The sequence below is a fragment of the Streptomyces sp. NPDC031445 genome (assembly GCF_055581365.1).
On record NZ_JBVIJO010000007.1, the window covers coordinates 401,002 to 419,514 of the forward strand.

The 18,513-nt window shown below is 74.8% G+C and carries 12 protein-coding genes; 7 read left to right on the forward strand and 5 right to left on the reverse strand.

Going from position 1 to position 18,513, the window contains the following annotated elements; all coding sequences use genetic code 11:
• Positions 1-174: 174 nt before the first annotated feature.
• The 5 genes from ACZ5DC_RS21160 to ACZ5DC_RS21180 all read right to left on the reverse strand — a co-directional run bounded on the left by ACZ5DC_RS21160 (position 175) and on the right by ACZ5DC_RS21180 (position 9,357).
• Positions 175-3,090 (reverse strand): helix-turn-helix transcriptional regulator, encoded by a 2,916-nt coding sequence (locus ACZ5DC_RS21160; protein WP_468654802.1) that lies wholly within the window; start codon positions 3,088-3,090, stop codon positions 175-177.
• 269 nt (positions 3,091-3,359) lie between these two features.
• Positions 3,360-6,482: a type 2 lanthipeptide synthetase LanM family protein gene (locus ACZ5DC_RS21165; protein WP_468654804.1), complete on the reverse strand. Its 3,123-nt coding sequence runs from the start codon at positions 6,480-6,482 to the stop codon at positions 3,360-3,362.
• A 139-nt stretch (positions 6,483-6,621) separates the two neighbouring features.
• Entirely contained in the window at positions 6,622-7,362 is a 741-nt protein-coding gene (locus ACZ5DC_RS21170) for a Type 1 glutamine amidotransferase-like domain-containing protein (protein ID WP_468654806.1), read from the reverse strand.
• Between the two features lie 232 nt (positions 7,363-7,594).
• Positions 7,595-8,764: a PP2C family protein-serine/threonine phosphatase gene (locus ACZ5DC_RS21175; protein WP_468654808.1), complete on the reverse strand. Its 1,170-nt coding sequence runs from the start codon at positions 8,762-8,764 to the stop codon at positions 7,595-7,597.
• A 227-nt stretch (positions 8,765-8,991) separates the two neighbouring features.
• Positions 8,992-9,357, reverse strand: coding sequence for an STAS domain-containing protein (locus ACZ5DC_RS21180; protein ID WP_468654810.1), 366 nt, complete (start codon positions 9,355-9,357; stop codon positions 8,992-8,994).
• A 389-nt stretch (positions 9,358-9,746) separates the two neighbouring features.
• On the opposite strand from ACZ5DC_RS21180, the gene ACZ5DC_RS21185 reads away from it, so the two are divergent.
• From ACZ5DC_RS21185 to ACZ5DC_RS21215, 7 genes are all read left to right on the forward strand, one after another.
• On the forward strand, positions 9,747-13,919 hold the full coding sequence (locus ACZ5DC_RS21185; RefSeq protein WP_468654812.1) for a SpoIIE family protein phosphatase: 4,173 nt from the start codon (positions 9,747-9,749) through the stop codon (positions 13,917-13,919).
• Entirely contained in the window at positions 13,919-14,230 is a 312-nt protein-coding gene (locus tag ACZ5DC_RS21190) for an STAS domain-containing protein (RefSeq protein WP_468654814.1), read from the forward strand. Before ACZ5DC_RS21185 ends, ACZ5DC_RS21190 begins: the two co-directional genes overlap by 1 nt.
• Before the next feature lie 91 nt (positions 14,231-14,321).
• On the forward strand, positions 14,322-14,717 hold the full coding sequence (locus ACZ5DC_RS21195) for an STAS domain-containing protein (protein ID WP_468654816.1): 396 nt from the start codon (positions 14,322-14,324) through the stop codon (positions 14,715-14,717).
• Positions 14,718-14,853: 136 nt separating this feature from the next.
• Positions 14,854-15,216 carry a hypothetical protein gene (locus tag ACZ5DC_RS21200; RefSeq protein ID WP_468654818.1) on the forward strand — a complete coding sequence of 121 codons (363 nt, stop codon included), beginning with the start codon at positions 14,854-14,856 and terminating at the stop codon, positions 15,214-15,216.
• The gene (locus ACZ5DC_RS21205; RefSeq protein ID WP_468654820.1) at positions 15,213-16,166 is read left to right on the forward strand and encodes an anti-sigma factor RsbA family regulatory protein; all 954 of its coding nucleotides are present in this window, start codon (positions 15,213-15,215) and stop codon (positions 16,164-16,166) included. The genes ACZ5DC_RS21200 and ACZ5DC_RS21205 overlap by 4 nt, the downstream gene beginning before the upstream one ends.
• 120 nt (positions 16,167-16,286) lie before the next feature.
• Entirely contained in the window at positions 16,287-16,691 is a 405-nt protein-coding gene (locus ACZ5DC_RS21210; RefSeq protein WP_468654822.1) for a hypothetical protein, read from the forward strand.
• Positions 16,688-18,484 (forward strand): SpoIIE family protein phosphatase, encoded by a 1,797-nt coding sequence (locus ACZ5DC_RS21215; protein WP_468654896.1) that lies wholly within the window; start codon positions 16,688-16,690, stop codon positions 18,482-18,484. The genes ACZ5DC_RS21210 and ACZ5DC_RS21215 overlap by 4 nt, the downstream gene beginning before the upstream one ends.
• Positions 18,485-18,513 lie beyond the last annotated feature (29 nt).

Below are 18,513 nucleotides of genomic sequence, written 5' to 3' on the forward strand. Positions count from 1 at the left end.
CGACCGGGCACGGCGCCTCGTGGACGCCGTACGGCTGGCACGCACGGCTTCCCCTCCCGAACCGCGCCGGGCAGGCCGGACGCGGCCGGCCGGGCCCCATCGCCAGGGCCGGCCGCCGAGTCCAGCGGGCCCGTCCGGGGCCCCCTTCCGGCGCGGGAATCCGGCGGACAGCCCTCAGAGGTCCCGCAGGGCGGCCGACTGCGCGCACAGCTCCGCGCGGTTCGCCGCCCCCGTCTTCGTGACCAGGCTCGCGATGTGCTTCTCCGCCGTACGCGGTGAGATGAACAGCCGGTCGGCGATGTCCTTGTTGCTCAGCCGCTCCGCCAGGAGCCGGAACACCTCGAACTCCCGCACCGTGACGCCTTGGGCGCGCAGCCGGTCGGGGATGCCGCTGGTGCCGGTGCGGTGCTGGTGCACGGAGGCGCCGAGCCGGCGCAGCCCCGCCCGGCAGGCGCCCGCGACGGCCTGGACGTCCCGCTCGTGGAAGTAGTGTTCCGCCCGCCGCAGCCAGCCCACCGGATCGCCCCAGCCGTCCTGGTGCGCCGCGTCCGCGATGAGCCGCAGCCCGAGGTGCCGGGCCAGTGGGTACGGCTCGGCCACCGCCAGCGCGGTCTCCACCGTGGCCGCCGCCCGCTCACCCGCGCCCTCGCGCCCCAGCAGCACGGCGTCGCTCAGCAGCACGAACTGACGGTTCCAGCGCATCCGGGCGACGGCGGTGGCGGTGATCTCCTCGTGCCGCGCCCGGTCCGCGTCCCCGGCGAGCACGTCCAGCAGCAGGACCAGGCCGTGGGTGCCGCCGAGATGGTAGGTCGAGGGGTTGACCGCCTCCAGCGCCAGCACCTGCCGCAGTTCCTCCCGGGCCAGGCCGCGGTCCTCCTCCAGCAGTGCGCAGAACGCCCGGGCCAGACCGCGGCCGAGCGCTTCCTCCTGCGAACCGGCGCCGTCCCACTCGGCGAAGGCCGCCAGCGACCGCTCCATCGCGCCCCGGTCGGCGTGGTGGGCCGCCAGGACGGCCTGGGCCATCAGGACGTACCGCACGACGGGCGCGAGACGCAGCCTGCGCACGACGGCCAGGCACTCGGCGGCGGCCGACCGGGCGGTGTCGTACTGGCCGCGCAGCACGGCGTCCAGCACCAGGATGCCGTCCACGGTGTGCACGATGTTCACGGAGCCGAGCCGCAGCGCCTCCTCGCGGACCGCCAGCAGGCCCGTGGTGTCGCCGTCGGCCAGCCAGGCGTTGCCACCGAGCCGGGTGGCCGCGTACATGCGCTGGAGCGGCAGACGGTGGCGCTCCGCCGTGGCCAGTGCCTGTCCGAGCATCGCCGCCGACTCCTCGGGGTCCCGCTCGCGGGCCACCGTCGCGAGCAGTTCCCGGGCCTGGCAGGCGACGACGGGCAGACCGTGCCGTTCGGCGGTGTCGGCGGCGGACCGGGCCAGTTTCTCCGCGTGCTGGGTGCGGTCGGGCCCCGGTGTGTCCAGGGCCAGGTAGGCGGCCGTGACGTCGACGGCCGCGGCGACCGACTCGTCCGGTGCCGCGGCCAGCACCTCACGGGCGCGGGCTACCTGCCGGTTGCCGTCGCTCCACCGGCCCGCCGTGTGGGCGACCTTGGCCAGCCGGGTGTGCAGCGTGGCCAGACGGACGGGGCTGAGCCCCGAACCGTCCAGCGCGTGCAGGTCCTCGGCGAGGTCGAGGGCGCGGGCGAAGTCGCCGGCCTCCGCGAGGGCCGGCAGCAGGTTCTCCAGCACCATGGCCCGCGACTGCGGATCGCCCGCGTCGGCCAGCAGGCCCTCGGACCGGCTCAGCAGGGTGACGGCGGAGCCGAGCGCCCCGGCCGCCAGCGCCCGCTCGCCCGCCTCCGCGAACAGCAGGCCGGCCTGCTCCTTGTCGCCCGCCGTGCCGCGCAGCCCGGCCGCGAGCGCGCACCAGTCACCGGCCAGGTCCGGATGCAGTTCCTCGACCGCCTCCGCGCCCCGCCGGGCCAACTCCGCGCGCAGGCCCGGGGTCATCTGCGTGAACAGGGCCTCCACGGTGAGCGAGTGACGGAAGGAGTACCAGTCCGGCGCGGGTTCGTCGGGAACCACCAGCCGCGCGGCCACCCCGGCGTGCAGATGGCTGAGCAGGGCCCGGTCGTCGACGCCGGTCATGCGCTGCAGAACCGTCAGCGGGAAACGCCGGCCGAGCACGGCCGCGGCCGACAGCAGGGTCAGGCCCTGCGCGCCGAGCCGGTCGATACGCCGCACGATGCCGCGCGCCAGCGACGAGGAGACGTCGCTGCGGAGGTTGTCGACCGCCCGCCAGCCCTCCGGCCCCCGCACCAGGGTGCCGGCTCCGATCATCGACTGGAGCAGTTCCTCGACCAGGTACGGACTGCCCGAACTGTCCTCCCACAGCCGCTCCAGCACCGCCGCGGGCACCTGCTCCGCAGCGTCGGCCCCGAGTTGCGCCGCGATCATCTCGTGCGTCTGGGGCCGGCTCAGCGGCGGCAGTTCCACCAGCGTGGCCGCGCCGCGCCGGCGGGCGGACTGCGCGAGGTCGAGGGCGTCGCTGAAATCCGTCCGGACCGTGGCGAGCAGCAGGACGGGCGAGTACTCCAGGTTGTCCACCAGGTACTCGAGGACGCCGAGCGTTTCCGGGTCGGCGTCGTGCAGGTCCTCCAGCAGCAGCAACTGGCCCTGCCCGCGCCCGGCGGCGATGAGCAGGCGCAGCACCGCCTCGCCCAGGATCACCATGGAACTGCTGTCCCGTTCGCCGGTGTCCCAGTCCGGGATCAACCGCCCGAGAACCGGCCGGTAGGGACCGAGGGCCAGGTCGTCGATGGGTTCGCCACCGCGGAAGAGCGACATCAGGGCTTCGGTGAGCGGTCGGAACGGTACGGCCGGTCCCGTGGTGCTGCTGCGGCCCCGCAGCACCCGCATCCCGGCACCCAGGGCTCCGCCGACGGCCTCCGCGGCGAGCCGCGACTTGCCGACACCGGCCTCTCCCACGAGGAACACGACACCGCCGCGACTCTGGCGCGTGTCTGCCAGAGCACGTTCTAGCAGGGCCAGTTGGGAGTCCCGTCCGACCAGAGAAGGCGCATGGGAACGCATGAACGCAGATAGTAATCGGACATCGGCCACCGCGGCAGGCCGCGCAGCCGGGGACTGGTTCCGCCGCCCCCCGGCGCGCCGGGGGGCGGACCCCGCCGCCACGCCCACGGGAAGGGGCCCGGTGCCACCGCCGGCGAGGTACCGAGTGTGCCGACGACACCGCGGGTGAGCACCACGGCGGCCTGAACACCGTCCGAGCGCGAGCCCGGTCGCGGCCCGCGGGCGTGGCGCACCGGAGCGGGGAGGTGAGCGGTCACCGAACCGGGCTCCTACAGGAGCAGCAGGGACGGCACGCTGTCGGGGTGGGCGAGACGCAGGAGCCCGTAGCCGATGCCGGACAGGCCCGTCAGCAGCCCGGGGGAGGGGACGTGGTCGGGAGTGGCGCACCGGTGGCTCTGCGCCTCGACCAGCGCGAGCACCTGTCCGGAACACCGGGACAGCGCCCCCGCGGCCACCGCGTCCCCCCGTCCGGCGAGTGTGACCAGTGCCTCCAGCGTGCCGAGCGTGCCCTGCCCGAGACTCAGACCGGGACCCACCTCGGCGTCCGCCAGGAAGGGAGTCAGCGCGCCGGCGGCACTCAGGGGCGCCGCGGCGGCCACGCCGGCGAGCCCGGAGACCCAGGACAGGTCCGCGGGCGCGGTCCGTACCGTGCGGACCGCGGCACGCAGCAGCGCGTCGGCGGCGCCCGCGTGCGCGGCGGCCCGCTCCGGGCGACAGCCGGCGTAGCGCCGCAGGGCCCAGCCGATCCCGGCCGCGCCGTCCGCGAACCCGGGCCCGCCACCGGCGAGAGCGGCGTCCGCGGACGGTTCCCGCCGGCCCGGTCCGCGCACCGCGGCCAGCAGCAGGTCCGCCACCGCGTCGGCCAGCCGCAGCGCCTCGGGCGTCCCGGTCGCCTCGTGCGCGGCGACGGCGGCGGTCAGCGCACCGGCCGCACCACCGGCCAGCCCCGGATCGGCGCAGCCGGCCACGGCGTGCCCGAGCGCGGTGAGCGCGTCGGGCAGACAGCCCGTCAGGTCCTCGCCCAGCAGCGCGGACAGCCTCACCAGCGCGTGGACCACACCGGCGAGCCCCGCGTAGGCGCCGGGTCCGGCCGCCCCGCTCAGGTCCGGATCGGCGGCCAGCGCCTTCATCAGGGCGGGCAGCGGCCGGACCGCCTCCCGGGCCAGCGCGGCGTACCGGCCGGCCCCGGTCAGCGCGTCCGCCTGCGCCAGGAACAGCGCCACCCCGCAGTAGCCCTGCCCCAGCCCGGCGCCCATCGGCAGCACGGCCCAGTGCGGTCCCGACACCTGCTCCAGGCCCAGCCAGTTGGTCCGGCCGCCGCCGCGTACCGCGCGGGCGGCGATCTCGTCGGCGACGCCGCACGCGGCGGCCAGCAGCCGCGAGGCGTCCGGCACCACCGCCGGGAGCGAGGCGACGGCGAGTTCGGAGCGCCGCGCCAGGGGTGAACCACTGCCGCGCGCCGCCAGTGTCGCCGAGATGATCCACTCCTGGTCGTGGCAGTCGACCTCGTCCATCCGGGCCAGCTTCTCGCCGACCGCGGTCAGGGCGGCCACCGGCAGCACGTCCGGCAACCACGTGCCATCGGCCGCCCGGACCCCTGTACCGGACGGCCGATGCACGAACAGGGGGACGTCACCGCGCCACAGCTCCGCGGTCTCGTGCTCGACCAGGCGCCGACGGGCCTCGTCGCACTCCGACTCGGTCCACAGCACCGCGAACACGCCCTCCCGGGCCAGGGCGTCGGCGAGCAGCGACGGGTGGGCGGACTCCTCCAGCAGCGCGGCGTACAGACGGGTGGAACGCACGATGAGGCGCGCGGGGCTGTCCGCGTGCCGCGCCAGCGGCCCACCCGGGGCGAGCAGTTCACGGCCGTGCGCGGCCAGCGCCGCGTAGCCGGTGCGGAACCCCTCCAGCAGGGCCGCCCGGTGGTCGGCCCCGTCCAGGGGCGCCCCCGTGGGCAGCGGCTGGTTCTGCGCGGCGGGGCTGAGCACCGCCCCCCGTACCGCCCGCATCGTGTCCTCGCCGCTGTCCTCCCAGTGCAGGCCCTCGCTCGGGAAGGTGCCCTCGGCGTCCCGGCCCAGCGCGGAGATGTCCAGCGCGCCGTGCTCACCGATCAGCAGGTGGGGCAGCAGACAGGTGCGGTGCACCGAGGCATGCAGGGCGTCCGCCGCAGGGTCGGCGCCGGCCGTCATGGCCTGCGGAAGGCCGGTGTGCAGCAGGGTCTCCGCGTCGACCAGGACCGGCTGGTCGCCACAGGCGATGACGTTCTCGTAGTGCATGTCGGCGCCGTCCACCGCGTACAGCAGGGCCAGCAGCGCGCCCTGGTGCCGGTAGAAGGCATCGGCCTCGGTGCCCGACCGGCACCAGCGGTGCTCCACGAACTCCAGCCAGCCGTACCCCGCCCTGCGCACGCTGCGTGGCGTGCGCAGGGCCAGGCCGGGCACCTTGGTGCCGAGCCAGGCCGCCAGGTCGTCCAGCAGACCGTGCTGGTCGAGCGGCCGGGGCTTGTACACGAGCCGGCCGCCGCCGGCGAAGCGCAGGACCGCGACCGCCCGGTTGCCCTGGTGGGCGTCGCCCAGACCCAGGTCCACCCCGGCCAGCGCACCGGGCCCGCGGCCGTCGAGGAGTTCACGGACCAGGTCCTCCCGGTCGGCCCGGAACCGCGTCACCAGCTCCACCGCGGCGTCCGCGGCGTCCAGCGCGGTCTGCGCGAGCATCCGGGCCAGCACCGGGTAGGACGCGAACAGCGCGGACAGGCCCCGCCGGCCGCCGGTGGCGGTGACGAACGAGACGAACCGCTCCCGCGGGTCCGCGCCCACGAGCCGCCCGGCGCGCCGGGCCTGGGACAGCTCGTGGACCAGGGTCCGGGCCGCCTGCCGGGTCAGCTGCTCGGTCAGCCGCCGCTCGAACGCCTCCCGCCACACGACCCGTTCGGTCGCGGACACGTCCGCCGTGCGGCGGGCGAGAAGGCCGGCGGCCGGGGTGACGAGCGGCCGCACGACGGAGGCGAAGACCCCGGGGCCCGTGCCGTCCACGGCCGGCACGTCGACGGTCCCGGGGGCGGCGGCCAGCGCCGCCTCTGCGTACTCGGCCCAGCGGGGCTTGGCCACGCGGGCGGCGAGGCGCTCGGCGGTCTCCGCGGCGAGGGCCGCCGCGGTGGCTCCGTCCACCCCGAGGTGGGCCAGTCGCAGGGCGAAGCCGTCGCCGTCCCCGAGGTTCCACGGGGCCCGGCCGGCGGCGGCACCGGCGGGCGCCGCCGCCGGGAGGCCGGGCGCGGCGAGCCTTTCCGCGAGGGTCAGCGCCGGGGCCCACCAGGCGTGGGGCGGGCCGGCGCTGAGCGGGCTCGGAAGGCTGGCGGTCCGGGGAGCCGGGAGGCCGGTGGTCTCAGTCACGGGGAAGACGGTGCCAGACCTCAGCGGCCCCCACATGGGGAAGTGCCCCCCATATTCTGGCGGCACCCATGTCCGCGCGCGTGCCGCACCGCTGAGGAGCGGTCACGCGTGGGCGTCCCGCACCGGAGGGAGCGGTCGCTCAGAAGCGGGGCGCGGGCAGCAGCCGTGGCTCGATGCGCTCCTCCACCGTCCCCGTGCCGGAGCGGCCGACCACGTAGGCGCCCCTGCCCGGCAGCTCCGCCACGGCCTCGACCAGCTCGGTGCCCCGGTAGACCAGACCCACCCCGTCGTCGGTGCAGTGTGCCGCGCGGAAGGCGCCCTCGGCGACCAGCCGGTGGATCAGCGGACGCCTCCCCGCGTCGGAGTCGTAGTGCACGCCGTTGCCGTACGGCAGCAGGCCCAGCCCGTCGGTGACCGGTCGCAAGCCGGGGCCGAAGGAGTCGGTCGCGCCGCCCTCGAACCAGCAGATGGAACCCGCGCTGACGCCGGCGAGCACCACGCCCGCCCGCCACGCGCGCCGCATGATCACGTCCAGGCCGTGCACCCGCCACACGGCGAGCAGGTTGGCCACCGAACCGCCCATCACCCAGACCACGTCGTGGGCGAGGACCGTGCCCTCGACGTCCTCGACGTTCGGCATCGGGAACAGTTGCAGGGGAGTGAGGTCGTACCCCGCCACCCGGGCCGCCTCCGCCACCCGCGCCGTCACGTGCTCGGCGTCACCGGTCGCCGTGCCGACGTACAGGATGCGGGGGCGCCTGCCGTGCACCCCCGAGAGGTCGACCGCGTGGTGGACCAGGGCGTCGAAGAGCAGCCGGGTGCGCGTACCGGCACGATGCCCTCCGGACGTGGCGAGGATGGTCGGTTCCGCAGCGGTCACACGCGTGATCGTAGCGCCGTGAGCGGCGCCGGTGTCCCGGCCCCGGGAAGACGAACGTCCCCGCGCGGCCCCTCGGTCGGTGTGCCTCGTCTGCGTCGACCGCCCCGCGCCCTCGCCCGCGGCACGCGGGGCACGGGCGCAGGAGTGGGGCGGCGCGGGTTCGGCCCTGGCCCGGGCAGCGACACCGCTGACGCGGCGGGGACGGCGCGCCCCGCCGCCGGGCCGGACCGGGTCATCCTCTGGGACCGTGCCAGTCCAGGATGAGCACGGTGGCGTCGTCCTTGAGGTTGCCCTCGCAGACGTCCCACACCGCGGTGGTCAGGGCGCGTACGGCCTCCCTGGGGTGGCAGTCGCGCGTGTCGCGCACCAGAGAGGCCAGGTCGGCGGCCGCGGCACCGCGGTCCTGCATGCCGTCGGTGAGCAGGATCAGACGGTCGCCGGGGCACAGCCGCAGCTCCTGGAGCCGGTAGGAGGTGGGCGCCGCCACGCCGAACGGCAGGTTGACGGCGAGCGGGACCTCCTCGGCCTCGGCAGCGCCCGCCCGCAGGCGCAGCGGCCAGGGGTGTCCCGCGTTGACCAGCTCGCAGACGCCCGTCTCCAGGCGTACGCACAGCAGTTGGCCCGTGGCCAGCCCGCGCTTGTGGCTCAGCAGGGCCTCGTGGGCACGACGGGCCTGGTGGAGCGCGTCACAGCCGCTGCGGCGGGCGCCGCGCAGGGCACCCATGAGCAACGTGGCCAGCAGGGCGGACTCCGTGTCGTGGCCCATGGCATCGGTGATGGACAGGTGCAGCGTGTCGCGGTCGAGGGTGTAGTCGTACGTGTCGCCGCCGATGTCGTCGGCCGGGACCAGGCCGGCGGCGAGGGTGAACTGGGGGGCCTCGCAGCAGGAGGCCGAGGGAAGCAGCTGGTGCTGGATCTCGGCGGCGAGGCTGGTCCGGGTGGTGCGCCGGCCCACGTGGTAGAGGTCGGTGAAACGACGGTCCGTGACGATGACGTAGGCCAGGGCGTGGGCCGCGTCCGCGACCTGCGCCAGTACACCGTCGTCGGGGTACGGCAGCGTCACCTCCAGCACACCGATGCAGTCGCCGCGGTTGGTCACCGGCGAGATCACGCGCCGCCGGCCCGGGCCGTCCGCTTCCACATGCTGGAGCTGGCTGCGGAGGACCTTGTCGTACACGCTGCCCCGCAAGCCGATCCGCTCGGCACGGTCCGGCGCGCCGCCCTCGGCCGACACGGCCAGGCGCAGCAGCCGCTGCCCCAGCAGATCGGCGAACAGGAACGACACACGCTCGGCCCTGAAGCGCTTGCGCAAGTCGTCCGCGATCACGCCGACGGACTCCCCGGGCGGCGCGGCCTCCGCCGCGGCCAGAAGCTCACCCAGCTCCAGGTTTCCCTCATCCACGGCACCCTCCCATCCGATGCCGCACGTCTTCCCCCGGTCGCGCCGAGTGCACCCGTGCGTCCGTCACACCGCTCCGGCGGCCGCGCACAGCCCGGTCGCGGCATGGGGTCGGGAGGGGCCCGGCCGTCCCCTGCGCCCGACGACCGGACCGTGACGGCATCCCGTGCGCCGCGGCCCCGCCCGCACGGCGCCCCCGGCACTGCGGACGTGCCACGGGTGACCGTGTGTCAGCCCTCGTTCAGGGCGTCCACGGCCTCCTCGACGCTGGAGTGCAACGTGAACATCTGGTCGAGGCCCACCACGCGGAAGAGCTGGGTCATGGCAGGGCTGAGCCGCGCCACCGAGAAGGAGGAGCCCAGGGCCTGGGCGCGCCGGCAGGCCGTGATCAGCACGGTGACTCCGGTGGAGTCGCAGTAGTCCAGTTCCGACAGGTCGGCGACGATGCCTGTGCCGGGGTCGCGCAGCACCTCTTCGACGGTGTGCCGGAGGCGGGGGCCCGTGTCATGGTCCAGCTCCCCGGCCACCCGCAGCACCACCGGCCCCGTCGGCCAGGCCTGCGTGGCGATGGCGAGGGTGCTTCCTGTGTCGTTCACCAGTTCTCCTGTGCGGCGAGTCACCTACGGCGAGGCAGCGGATGCCGTTCGGCAGAGGTCGGTCGAGCGAGAAGCACCCCATCGCGCGGGTACCCGGTAGCCCCGCACCAGCCGCACAGGCTTTCCCGCCCGCCCGCATTATGCTATGAGCCGCAACTGCCCGTCCGTGGAATCACCCGCATCCCGTGTGAATCACGCGTTCGTGGTGTCCGGGGCGATGGCGGCCGCACCGGAGAGGCCGTCGCCCCGCGAGACGGCAGTGGGCGCACGGGGGCGTCGGGCGCCGCTTCCGGGGCAGTCAGGACATAGGCACGCGGTCAGGCATGAGGCGTGCGATCGGCATGGCGACGGCCGCAGGGGCGGGCCGGGCATGAGGGGACAGGTGTCGCGTGGAGGGTTCGCACACGGCTGGGCACGGGCCGCGGCCGACGGCCGCCGACGGCGACGTGTTCGCCGCCGACCGGGAGGTGGGCCGCGATCTCGCCGAGGTGGACTGGGCGGCCACGCCCCTCGGCCCGCCGCGGGAGTGGCCGCAGAGCCTGCGGACAGCCGTCAGCATCCTGCTCTCCTCGCGGTTTCCCATGTGGATGGCCTGGGGTGAGCAGCTGACGTTCTTCTGCAACGCCGCCTACCGGCGCGACACGCTCGGCCGCAAGTACCCGTGGGCGCTGGGGCGGCCCGCGAACGAGGTGTGGGCGGAGATCTGGGACGACATCGGTCCGCGCATCGAAGCCGTGCTCAACACCGGGAATGCCACCTGGGACGAGGGACTGCTGCTCTTCCTGGAGCGCTCCGGATACAGCGAGGAGACCTACCACACCTTCTCCTACAGTCCCCTGCGGGACGACTCCGGTGCCGTCGTGGGCATGCTCTGCGTGGTCAGCGAGGACACCGAGCGGGTGATCGGCGAGCGGCGGATGGCCACGCTGCGGGACCTGGGCTCGGACCCCAGCGTGATCCGCACCGAGCAGGAGGTGCTGGCCTTCGCCGACCGGCAGCTGAACCGCAACCGGAAGGATCTGCCCTTCACCCTCACCTACCTGTTCGACGGCGACACCGCCCGGCTGTCCGGCAGGACCGGGATCCCCGCCGGGCACCCGGCCGCACCGACCGCCCTCCGCGTGGCAGACCCTGACGCCGTGTGGCCCGCCGCGGCGCTGGCCGGCGGCGAGACGGCGCTGGTGCCGCTCGACGGCGACGTCTTCACCGACCTGCCCCGCGGCGACTGGCCCCAGCCACCCGAGCAGGCACTCGTGGTCCCGCTCCTGCAACAGGGCAGCGCCCCCTACGGTTTCTGCGTCGCCGGACTCAACCGCTACCGCGTGCCGGACGAGGGCTACCGGGGCTTCGTCGAACTGACGGCCGGACACATCGCCTCCGGCATCGGCAGCGCCCGCAGCTACCAGGCCCAGCAGCGACGGGCGGAGGAACTCGCCGAACTGGACCGGGCCAAGACCACCTTCTTCTCGAACATCAGCCACGAGTTCCGGACCCCGCTGACCCTGATCATGGGACCCGTCGAGGACCTCCGGACGCGGCTCGCCGGCGCGGACGGCCACGTACGGCAGGAGCTCGACGTCATCCACCGCAACGGACTGCGGCTGGGCAAGCTGGTCAACACGCTGCTGGACTTCTCGCGCATCGAGGCGGGCCGCATGCAGGCCCGGTACGAGCCGGTCGACCTCGCCCTGGTCACCGCGGAGCTGGCCAGCGTCTTCCGCTCGGCCATGGAGAAGGCCGGGCTCGCGTTCGACGTGGACTGCCCGGCCCTGGACGAACCCGTGTACGTCGACCGCGGCATGTGGGAGAAGGTGGTCCTCAACCTGCTCAGCAACGCCCTGAAGTTCACGTTCGACGGTACGGTCCGCGTCGGCGTCCGCGGAGCCGGCCGGCACGCGGTGGTCACCGTCGCGGACACCGGGATCGGCGTGCCCGAAGCGGAGATGCCCCGGCTGTTCGAGCGCTTCCACCGCATCGAGAACGCACGCTCCCGGTCGAACGAGGGCAGCGGCATCGGCCTGGCCCTGGTCCAGGAACTCGTCACTCTGCACGGCGGCACCATCACCGCCGAGAGCACCGAGGGCAAGGGCACCGCGTTCACCATCCGCATACCGTTCGGGGCCGCCCACCTGCCCTCCGACTCCGTGCTGCCCGAAGCGGGCGGCACCGCGGCGTCCGCCACCGCCGACCCCTACGTCCAGGAGGCCCTGCGCTGGCTTCCGGGCGGGACCACCGGCACCGGCACCGACGACATGGGTATGCCCGCCGAGGCGAACACCACCGCCTCCGGCGCGGTGCCCGCCGTGACCGCCCGCGTGCTGGTGGCCGACGACAACGCCGACATGCGCGAATACCTCACCCGCATCCTGTCCGGAGCGGGATACCAGGTCAGCACGGTCACCGACGGCGCGGAAGCCCTCCACTCCGCCCGCCGCGACACCCCCGACCTCGTCGTCAGCGACGTGATGATGCCCCGGCTGGGCGGACTGGAGCTGGTGGCCCGGCTGCGCGCCGACACACGTACGGCCTCGGTACCCGTCCTCCTGCTGTCGGCGAGGGCCGGACAGGAGGCGTCGATCGAGGGCTTGCAGGCGGGCGCCGACGACTACCTGGTCAAGCCCTTCGCCGCTGCCGAGCTCCTGGCGCGCGTGCGCGCGAACATCGAACTGTCCCGGCTGCGCAGCCACCACGTCCGCTGGCGGGCGGCGCTCATCGACTCCCTCCAGGAGGCGTTCTTCGTCTGCGACGAGTCCGGAGCCGTCGTCGAGATCAACACGGCGTTCACCGACATCCTCGGCTACGGTCCCGAGGACCTGCCGTACGCACCGGTCCACCCGTGGTGGCCGGACGCGGCCGCCGACCCCGAAGCGCACCGTCAGGTCGGTGACGCCTTCACCGCCCTGCTGGAAAACCCCCAGGGTTCCTACACCGTCCCCGTCACCCACCGTGACGGTCACCGTGTGTGGGTGGCCGTCACCTACAACAAGGCCGAGGACCCCGACACCGGACGCAGCGTCACCGTGGGCACCTTCCGCGACGTCACCGCCGAGCACTACGCCGTCCAGCGCGAGACGGCGCTGGCCGCGCTCAGCACGTCCCTGTCCAGGGCCGCCAGCCTGCCCGAAGCACTGTCGGGCGCCCTCGCCGAACTGAGGGCGCTGTGGCGCGCGCGGAGCGTCGTCGCCGCCGTCTTCGGACGCGGTGACGTACCCGCCCTGACCGCCACGGACGCGGACCTGCGATGGGAGGACCTGCCCGCCGAGCGCCGGGAGGAAGTCGCCGCACTGTGCCACCGGTCACCGCTCACCCCGGTCGCCGCGGACACCGGCGCCGGAGTCCTGCTGGAACACCCCCACGGCCCGCTGGCCGTATGGATCGACCTGGGCGAGAACCGGCCGTTCACCTCCGAGGACCGGCTCCTGCTCTCCCTGCTGGCCGGGCACCTCGCACAGGGCCTGGTCCGGGCCCACCAGATCGACCAGCAGCGCGAGACCGCCATCGCGCTCCAGCGCGCCATACTGGGTCCCGCCCGGCTCCCCGACGGCTTCGCCGTGCGATACGAACCCGCGACCCGCCCCCTGGAGGTGGGAGGCGACTGGTACGACACCGTCGCCCTGCCGGACGGGCGGATCGGCATCGTCGTGGGCGACTGCGTCGGACGCGGGCTGGAGGCGGCCAGCGTCATGGGGCAGCTGCGCAGCGCCTGCCGCGCCCTGATGCTGCGCGAGCCCAGCCCGTCCCGGACACTGATGGCACTCGACCAGTTCGCGGCGAGCGTCCCCGGCGCGCTGTGCACGACCGTCTTCTGCGGTGTCCTCGATCCCGGCACCGGCGACCTGACCTACTCCAGCGCCGGACACCCCCCGGGCATCCTCGCGCATCCCGACGGCACCACCCGGCTCCTGGACGAGGGCCGGTCCCTGCCCCTCGCCGTCCGACCGGGCCGGCAGCGCCCCGAGGCCCGGTGCACCCTGCCCGCGCGGGCCACGCTGCTGCTGTACACCGACGGGCTGGTCGAACGCCGCCGGCGGCCGCTCAGCACCGGGATCGACGAGGCGAGCGAGGCCGTGCAGCGAGGCCGCGAGGTGCCCGTCGACGACCTCGCCACCGAGGTCATGGCGCGGCTCGCCCCGGTCGGGGGGTACGACGACGACGTGGCGCTGCTGCTCTACCGTCATCCGGCGCCGCTGGAGCTGTCCTTCCCGGCCGAGTCAGGCCAGCTCGCGCCCGTCCGCAAGGCGCTGCGCAACTGGCTCGCCCAGTGCGGCCTGCCTCCGAACACCGTGCAGAACGTGCTCGTCGCCGCGGGGGAGGCGTGCGCCAACGCGATCGAGCACGGTCACCGGCACACGCCGGGCGAGGCGGTGCGGCTGCGCGCCGAAGCCTTCGTGGACAACCTGCGCCTGACCGTCGCCGACAGCGGCCGGTGGAAGGTGCCGCAGCCGGAGCTCAACGCCCACCGCGGCCGGGGCGTGACCCTGATGCGGGCCATGATGCAGCAGGTCACCATCACTCCCGGCCCGTCCGGCACCACCGTCGACATGCAGATGAGGATCGCCTGATGACCACCGCCCTGAGGCTCACCCCCGGCCGACGCCCGGACGGCACCCCCCGTCTCACCGTCAGCGGCGAGATCGACATGAGCAACGCGGGCTCCCTCGCCGACGCCCTGGAGGCGGGATCGGGTCCGCTCGTCGTGGACCTGACCGGGGTGGAGTACCTCGACAGCGCCGGGCTGAGCGTGCTCTTCGCCCACGCCGACCGGCTGGAACTCGTCGTCAGCCCGCTGCTGGAGCCCGTACTCACCGTCTCGGGCCTCGCCGACCTGGTCACCGTCCGCGGTCGCGGAACCGACGACACACCGCGGCCATGACCACCCGCCGCACCGCGAACCACGCCCTGTCCGCCCCCGACGTCACCGCCCAGCGCACACCACCGCAGTGCCCGAACCCCGGCCAGGAGTGATGACCGACGTGTCCGAGACCCTCGACATGACCGTCCAGCAGGTCAGCGACGGCACCGCCGTCCTCGCCGTCACCGGAGACGTGGACCTGCACACGGCGCCATCCCTGCGCGCGCACGCCCTGGACCTCGTGGAACAGGGAGTGCCCCACCTCGTCCTGGATCTCGCACGCGTGGACTTCGTCGACTCGACGGGGCTGAGCACCTTCATCTCCCTGCTGCACACGACACGGGAGGCGGGTGGCTCGCTCCGCCTCGCCGACGTCCCCGACCGCCTCACGCGCATGGTGACCATGACGGGCATCGCGCAGCTGCTGCCCGTCCATCCCACGGTGGCCGACGCGCTGGCCGACGGACCCGTCGACGCCGCGCCCGACGGCGCCGGTGCGTCCGGCTGAGCCCGCGGTGCCATGGACACGCGGCAGACGGTCCGCGGGCGGGGTCCGGTTTCCCGGGCCGGGAGCACCCTGCGGTAGCTTGTCACCTGCGCACGCTACGGGGCCCCGCCGCACGAGGGAGGAAAACGGTGGTTTGATGCACGGCATACCCGCTCAGGCGCGCGGCGAGTCCGCGCCCGCCCGGCACGTGCCGGTGCAGCGCCCCGCCGACGACGCATGGGCCGGTCATCCGGTCCCCTTCGTGCGGGCCGGGACCGGCGGGGGCGAGCAGGCGCGGTGCCCCTCCGACGCGACCGGCCGCGGTCACGGGACGCGTACGCACGCCGAGCGCGGCGTCGGCGCCGTCTCCGCCACGCGGCGCGGAAGGCCGCCGGCGACCACCGCCGACCGGACCCGTCTGGCCGGGCCCCGATCCGGGCAGCTGATCGGCGAGGGGTCCTGGAGCGCCCGGCACGCACCCGGTGAGCCCGGTGCCCGCCCGGAGGAGGCCGGGCGGTGACGACGTACACACGACCGTCGGCCGCACCCGGCCGGACCGGGACGGTCCGCCACCCCGCCTTCTTCTACACCACGCAGGAGGACTACCTGCGGGGCGTGGGCGACTTCGTGCGCGCCGAAGCGGCGGGCGGCCGCCCCCTGCTGGTCGCCGTGCCCGGCGCCCGCCTGAGCCTGCTGCGGGACACCCTCGGCACCGCACACGAGGACGTCACCTGGGCCGACATGCGGCAGACCGGACGCAATCCGGGGCGGATCCTGTCGATGCTCCAGGAGTTCGCCGACCAGCACGCGGACCGGCGTCCGTCCATCGTCAGCGAACCGATCTGGGTCGGCCGCACTCCCGCGGAAGCACGCGAGGCCACGCGCCACGAAGCACTGATCAACCTGGCCTTCGCCGACCGGGACGCCACCATCCTGTGCCCCTACGACACCGCCCTGCCGGAGCGCGTACTGGCGCAGGCACACCGGACCCATCCCGTCGTCGGTGATCCGGAGGGCCACCGCGACAGCCCGGCCTACGCGCCCGCACACGCGGTGTGCCGCGACTGCGACGAGCCGCTGCCCGAACCGGTGGACCCCCTCGTCCTGCACTTCGCGGAGGGTGACCTCGCGAAGGTCCGGGGCGTCGCCGCGGACTGGGCGGCCGCGCAGGGCCTGTCGGCGCGCCGCCGCACCGACTGGCTGCTCGCCGTCAACGAGGCCACCGGCAACTCGGTGCGGCACGGCGGAGGGCACGGCACCCTGCGGCTGTGGCGTGCGGACGGCACCCTGATCGCCGAGACACGGGACCGCGGCCGGCTCCGGGATCCCCTGGTCGGCCGGCGCCGCCCCGACCCGCTGTCCCCGGCCGGCGGCCGGGGCATGTGGATGATGCACCATCTGTGCGACCTGGTGGAGATCCGGACACCGCCGACGGGGCTGGTCGTACGCCTGCACCTGGCGCTGGACTGAGCGCGGCGTCCTTCCGGCAGGCTTGCGCCGGTCGTCCCGGTGCACACGATCCCGGGTGAGGCATGGACCGATGCCGAACGACATGATGGCTGCCGGAAGGCGGCCGGTGAGGGGGGCGAGGTGACGGCTGAACGTGACCGGCGGCCGACGGGCGGCACCAGCCGGTCCGATGCCGTGCGCGACACGGACGAGGACCTGTCGCTGCTCTTCGGGACGTCGACCGCGTTGTTCGCGTCGATGGCGGGGCCCGCGCACGTGCTGGAGGCGGCGAACCCGGCGTTCTTCGCGGCCGTCGGGGGCGGCCGGCGGGAGCGCACCGGTGTACCGCTGGCCGACCTCGTGCCCGAACTGGTCGGCCAGGGATTCATCGCCCTCCTGGACCAGGTGTACCGGTCGGGGAGCGGCACGTCGGCCGTGACGCGCGCGTCGTCATCGGAGCCGGGGCGGACGCCCGTGAGGCGTACTTCGACTTCACCTACGAGGCCCGCCGCGACGCCGGCGGCAACGTCGTCGGCGTGCGGATGATCGGCGTGGAGACCACCCACATCAAGCACGCCCGGCGACTCGCCGCCGAGCAGCGCGCGCTGCTGGAGCAGATCGCCCGGCACGCCCCGCTGCCCGAGGTGCTGGACGGCATGTGCCGGGCGATCGAGGAACTGTCTCCCGACGTGATCGTCTCCGTCCTGCTGGCCGACGACGACGGCCGGCACCTGCGGCACGGCGCGGCCCCCAGCCTGCCCGCGTTCTACAACCAGGCCATCGACGGCATCGCCACGGGGGAAGGCGTGGGCTCCTGCGGCACCGCCGCCCACCGGCGGCGAACCGTCGCCGTCAACGACATCGCCACCGATCCCCTGTGGGACGACTTCCGCGACCTCGCCGGCCGCGCCGGGCTCGCCGCCTGCTGGTCGACGCCGATCCTCGCCCGCGACGGCCGGCTGCTGGGCACGTTCGCGATGTACCACCGCACCCCGCGCGCCCCCTACGACAGCGACCTCGCGCTGGCCCGTGTCTTCGCCGACACCGCGGCCCTCGCCATCGAACGCCACCACGCCGAACAGGCCCGACTGGCGGCCGACGCCAGGGAGAAGGCGGCCCGCGACGACCTCGCCTTCCTCCTGACCGCCAGCACCGCCCTGGCCGGCCGGCTGGACGAGAAGCAGACGCTGGAGTGCCTGGCCGCCCTGGCCAGGCCGGCCCTGGCCCCCCTGGCCGCCGTCGACGTCGTGGAGGCCGGACGCGTGCGGCGGGTGGCGACCGCCGCCCCGACCGAGCAGGCGCGCGACCTGCTCCGCGCACACGCCCCGGCCGGCGGCGGGGACGAAGCGATCGACCGCGTCCTGGCGACCGGGCTGACCGAAGTGGCCCGCCGTCCCCCGGCCGGGCCCGGTCCCTGGCGCGACCTGGGCGTCACCGGCTACGTCTGCGTGCCCCTCGTGGACCGCGGGCGGCCCTTCGGCGCCCTGACCCTGCTGTCCACCGAGGAGCACAGCTTCGACGGGCACCGCATCGCCCTGGCGGAGGAGCTGGCCCGCCGCGCCGCCTCGGCCGCCCGCAACGCCCGCCAGTACGCGCAGCGCGCCGCCATCGCCCGCGACCTGCAGACCGGTCTGCTGCTGCCCGACCTGCCCGACATCCCCGGCGCCGAGCTGGCCGCCTTCTACCACCCGGCCGGCGAGGGACTGGAGATAGGAGGCGACTTCTACGACGTCTTCCGCCGGGACGACGGCAGCTGGGCCTTCATCCTCGGAGACGTCTGCGGGCGCGGGGCCAAGGCCGCCACCACGACCGCCCTCGTCCGCCACACCGCTCGCGCCGTCGCCCCGCTGCTCGACGACCCCGTCGACATCGTCAAGGCCGTCGACAAGGCCCTCAACGACCGCAACGCCCACTTCAACAACGGCTTCGTCACCCTCGTCTACGGTCACCTCGCACCGGCCGCCGACGGACTCACCGTCCACCTCGTCAGGGCCGGTCACACGATGCCCCTGCTGCTGGACGCGGATCACACGGTCGCAGCGGTCGAGGCGCCCGGCGGACTGCTCGGCATCGGCATCCCGCCCAGGCTCACCGGCCGCCGCTTCACCCTCCGCCCCGCCGAGAGCCTGCTCCTGTACACCGACGGCATCACCGAGTGCCGGGCCGCCGGGACCGACCAGTACGGCGACACGCGGCTGGCCGCAGCGCTGGCGTCCGCTCCGCCCCGGCCGGCCGCCGCGGAGGTCCTGCGGACGATCGCCGAGGACGTGCGCGGTTTCCTGGGCGACGGCCGGGACGTGGAGGACGACCAGGCGGCCCTGGTCATCACCGCCGTGTGACCGGAGCGGTGTGCCGGTGCCGCCGGAAG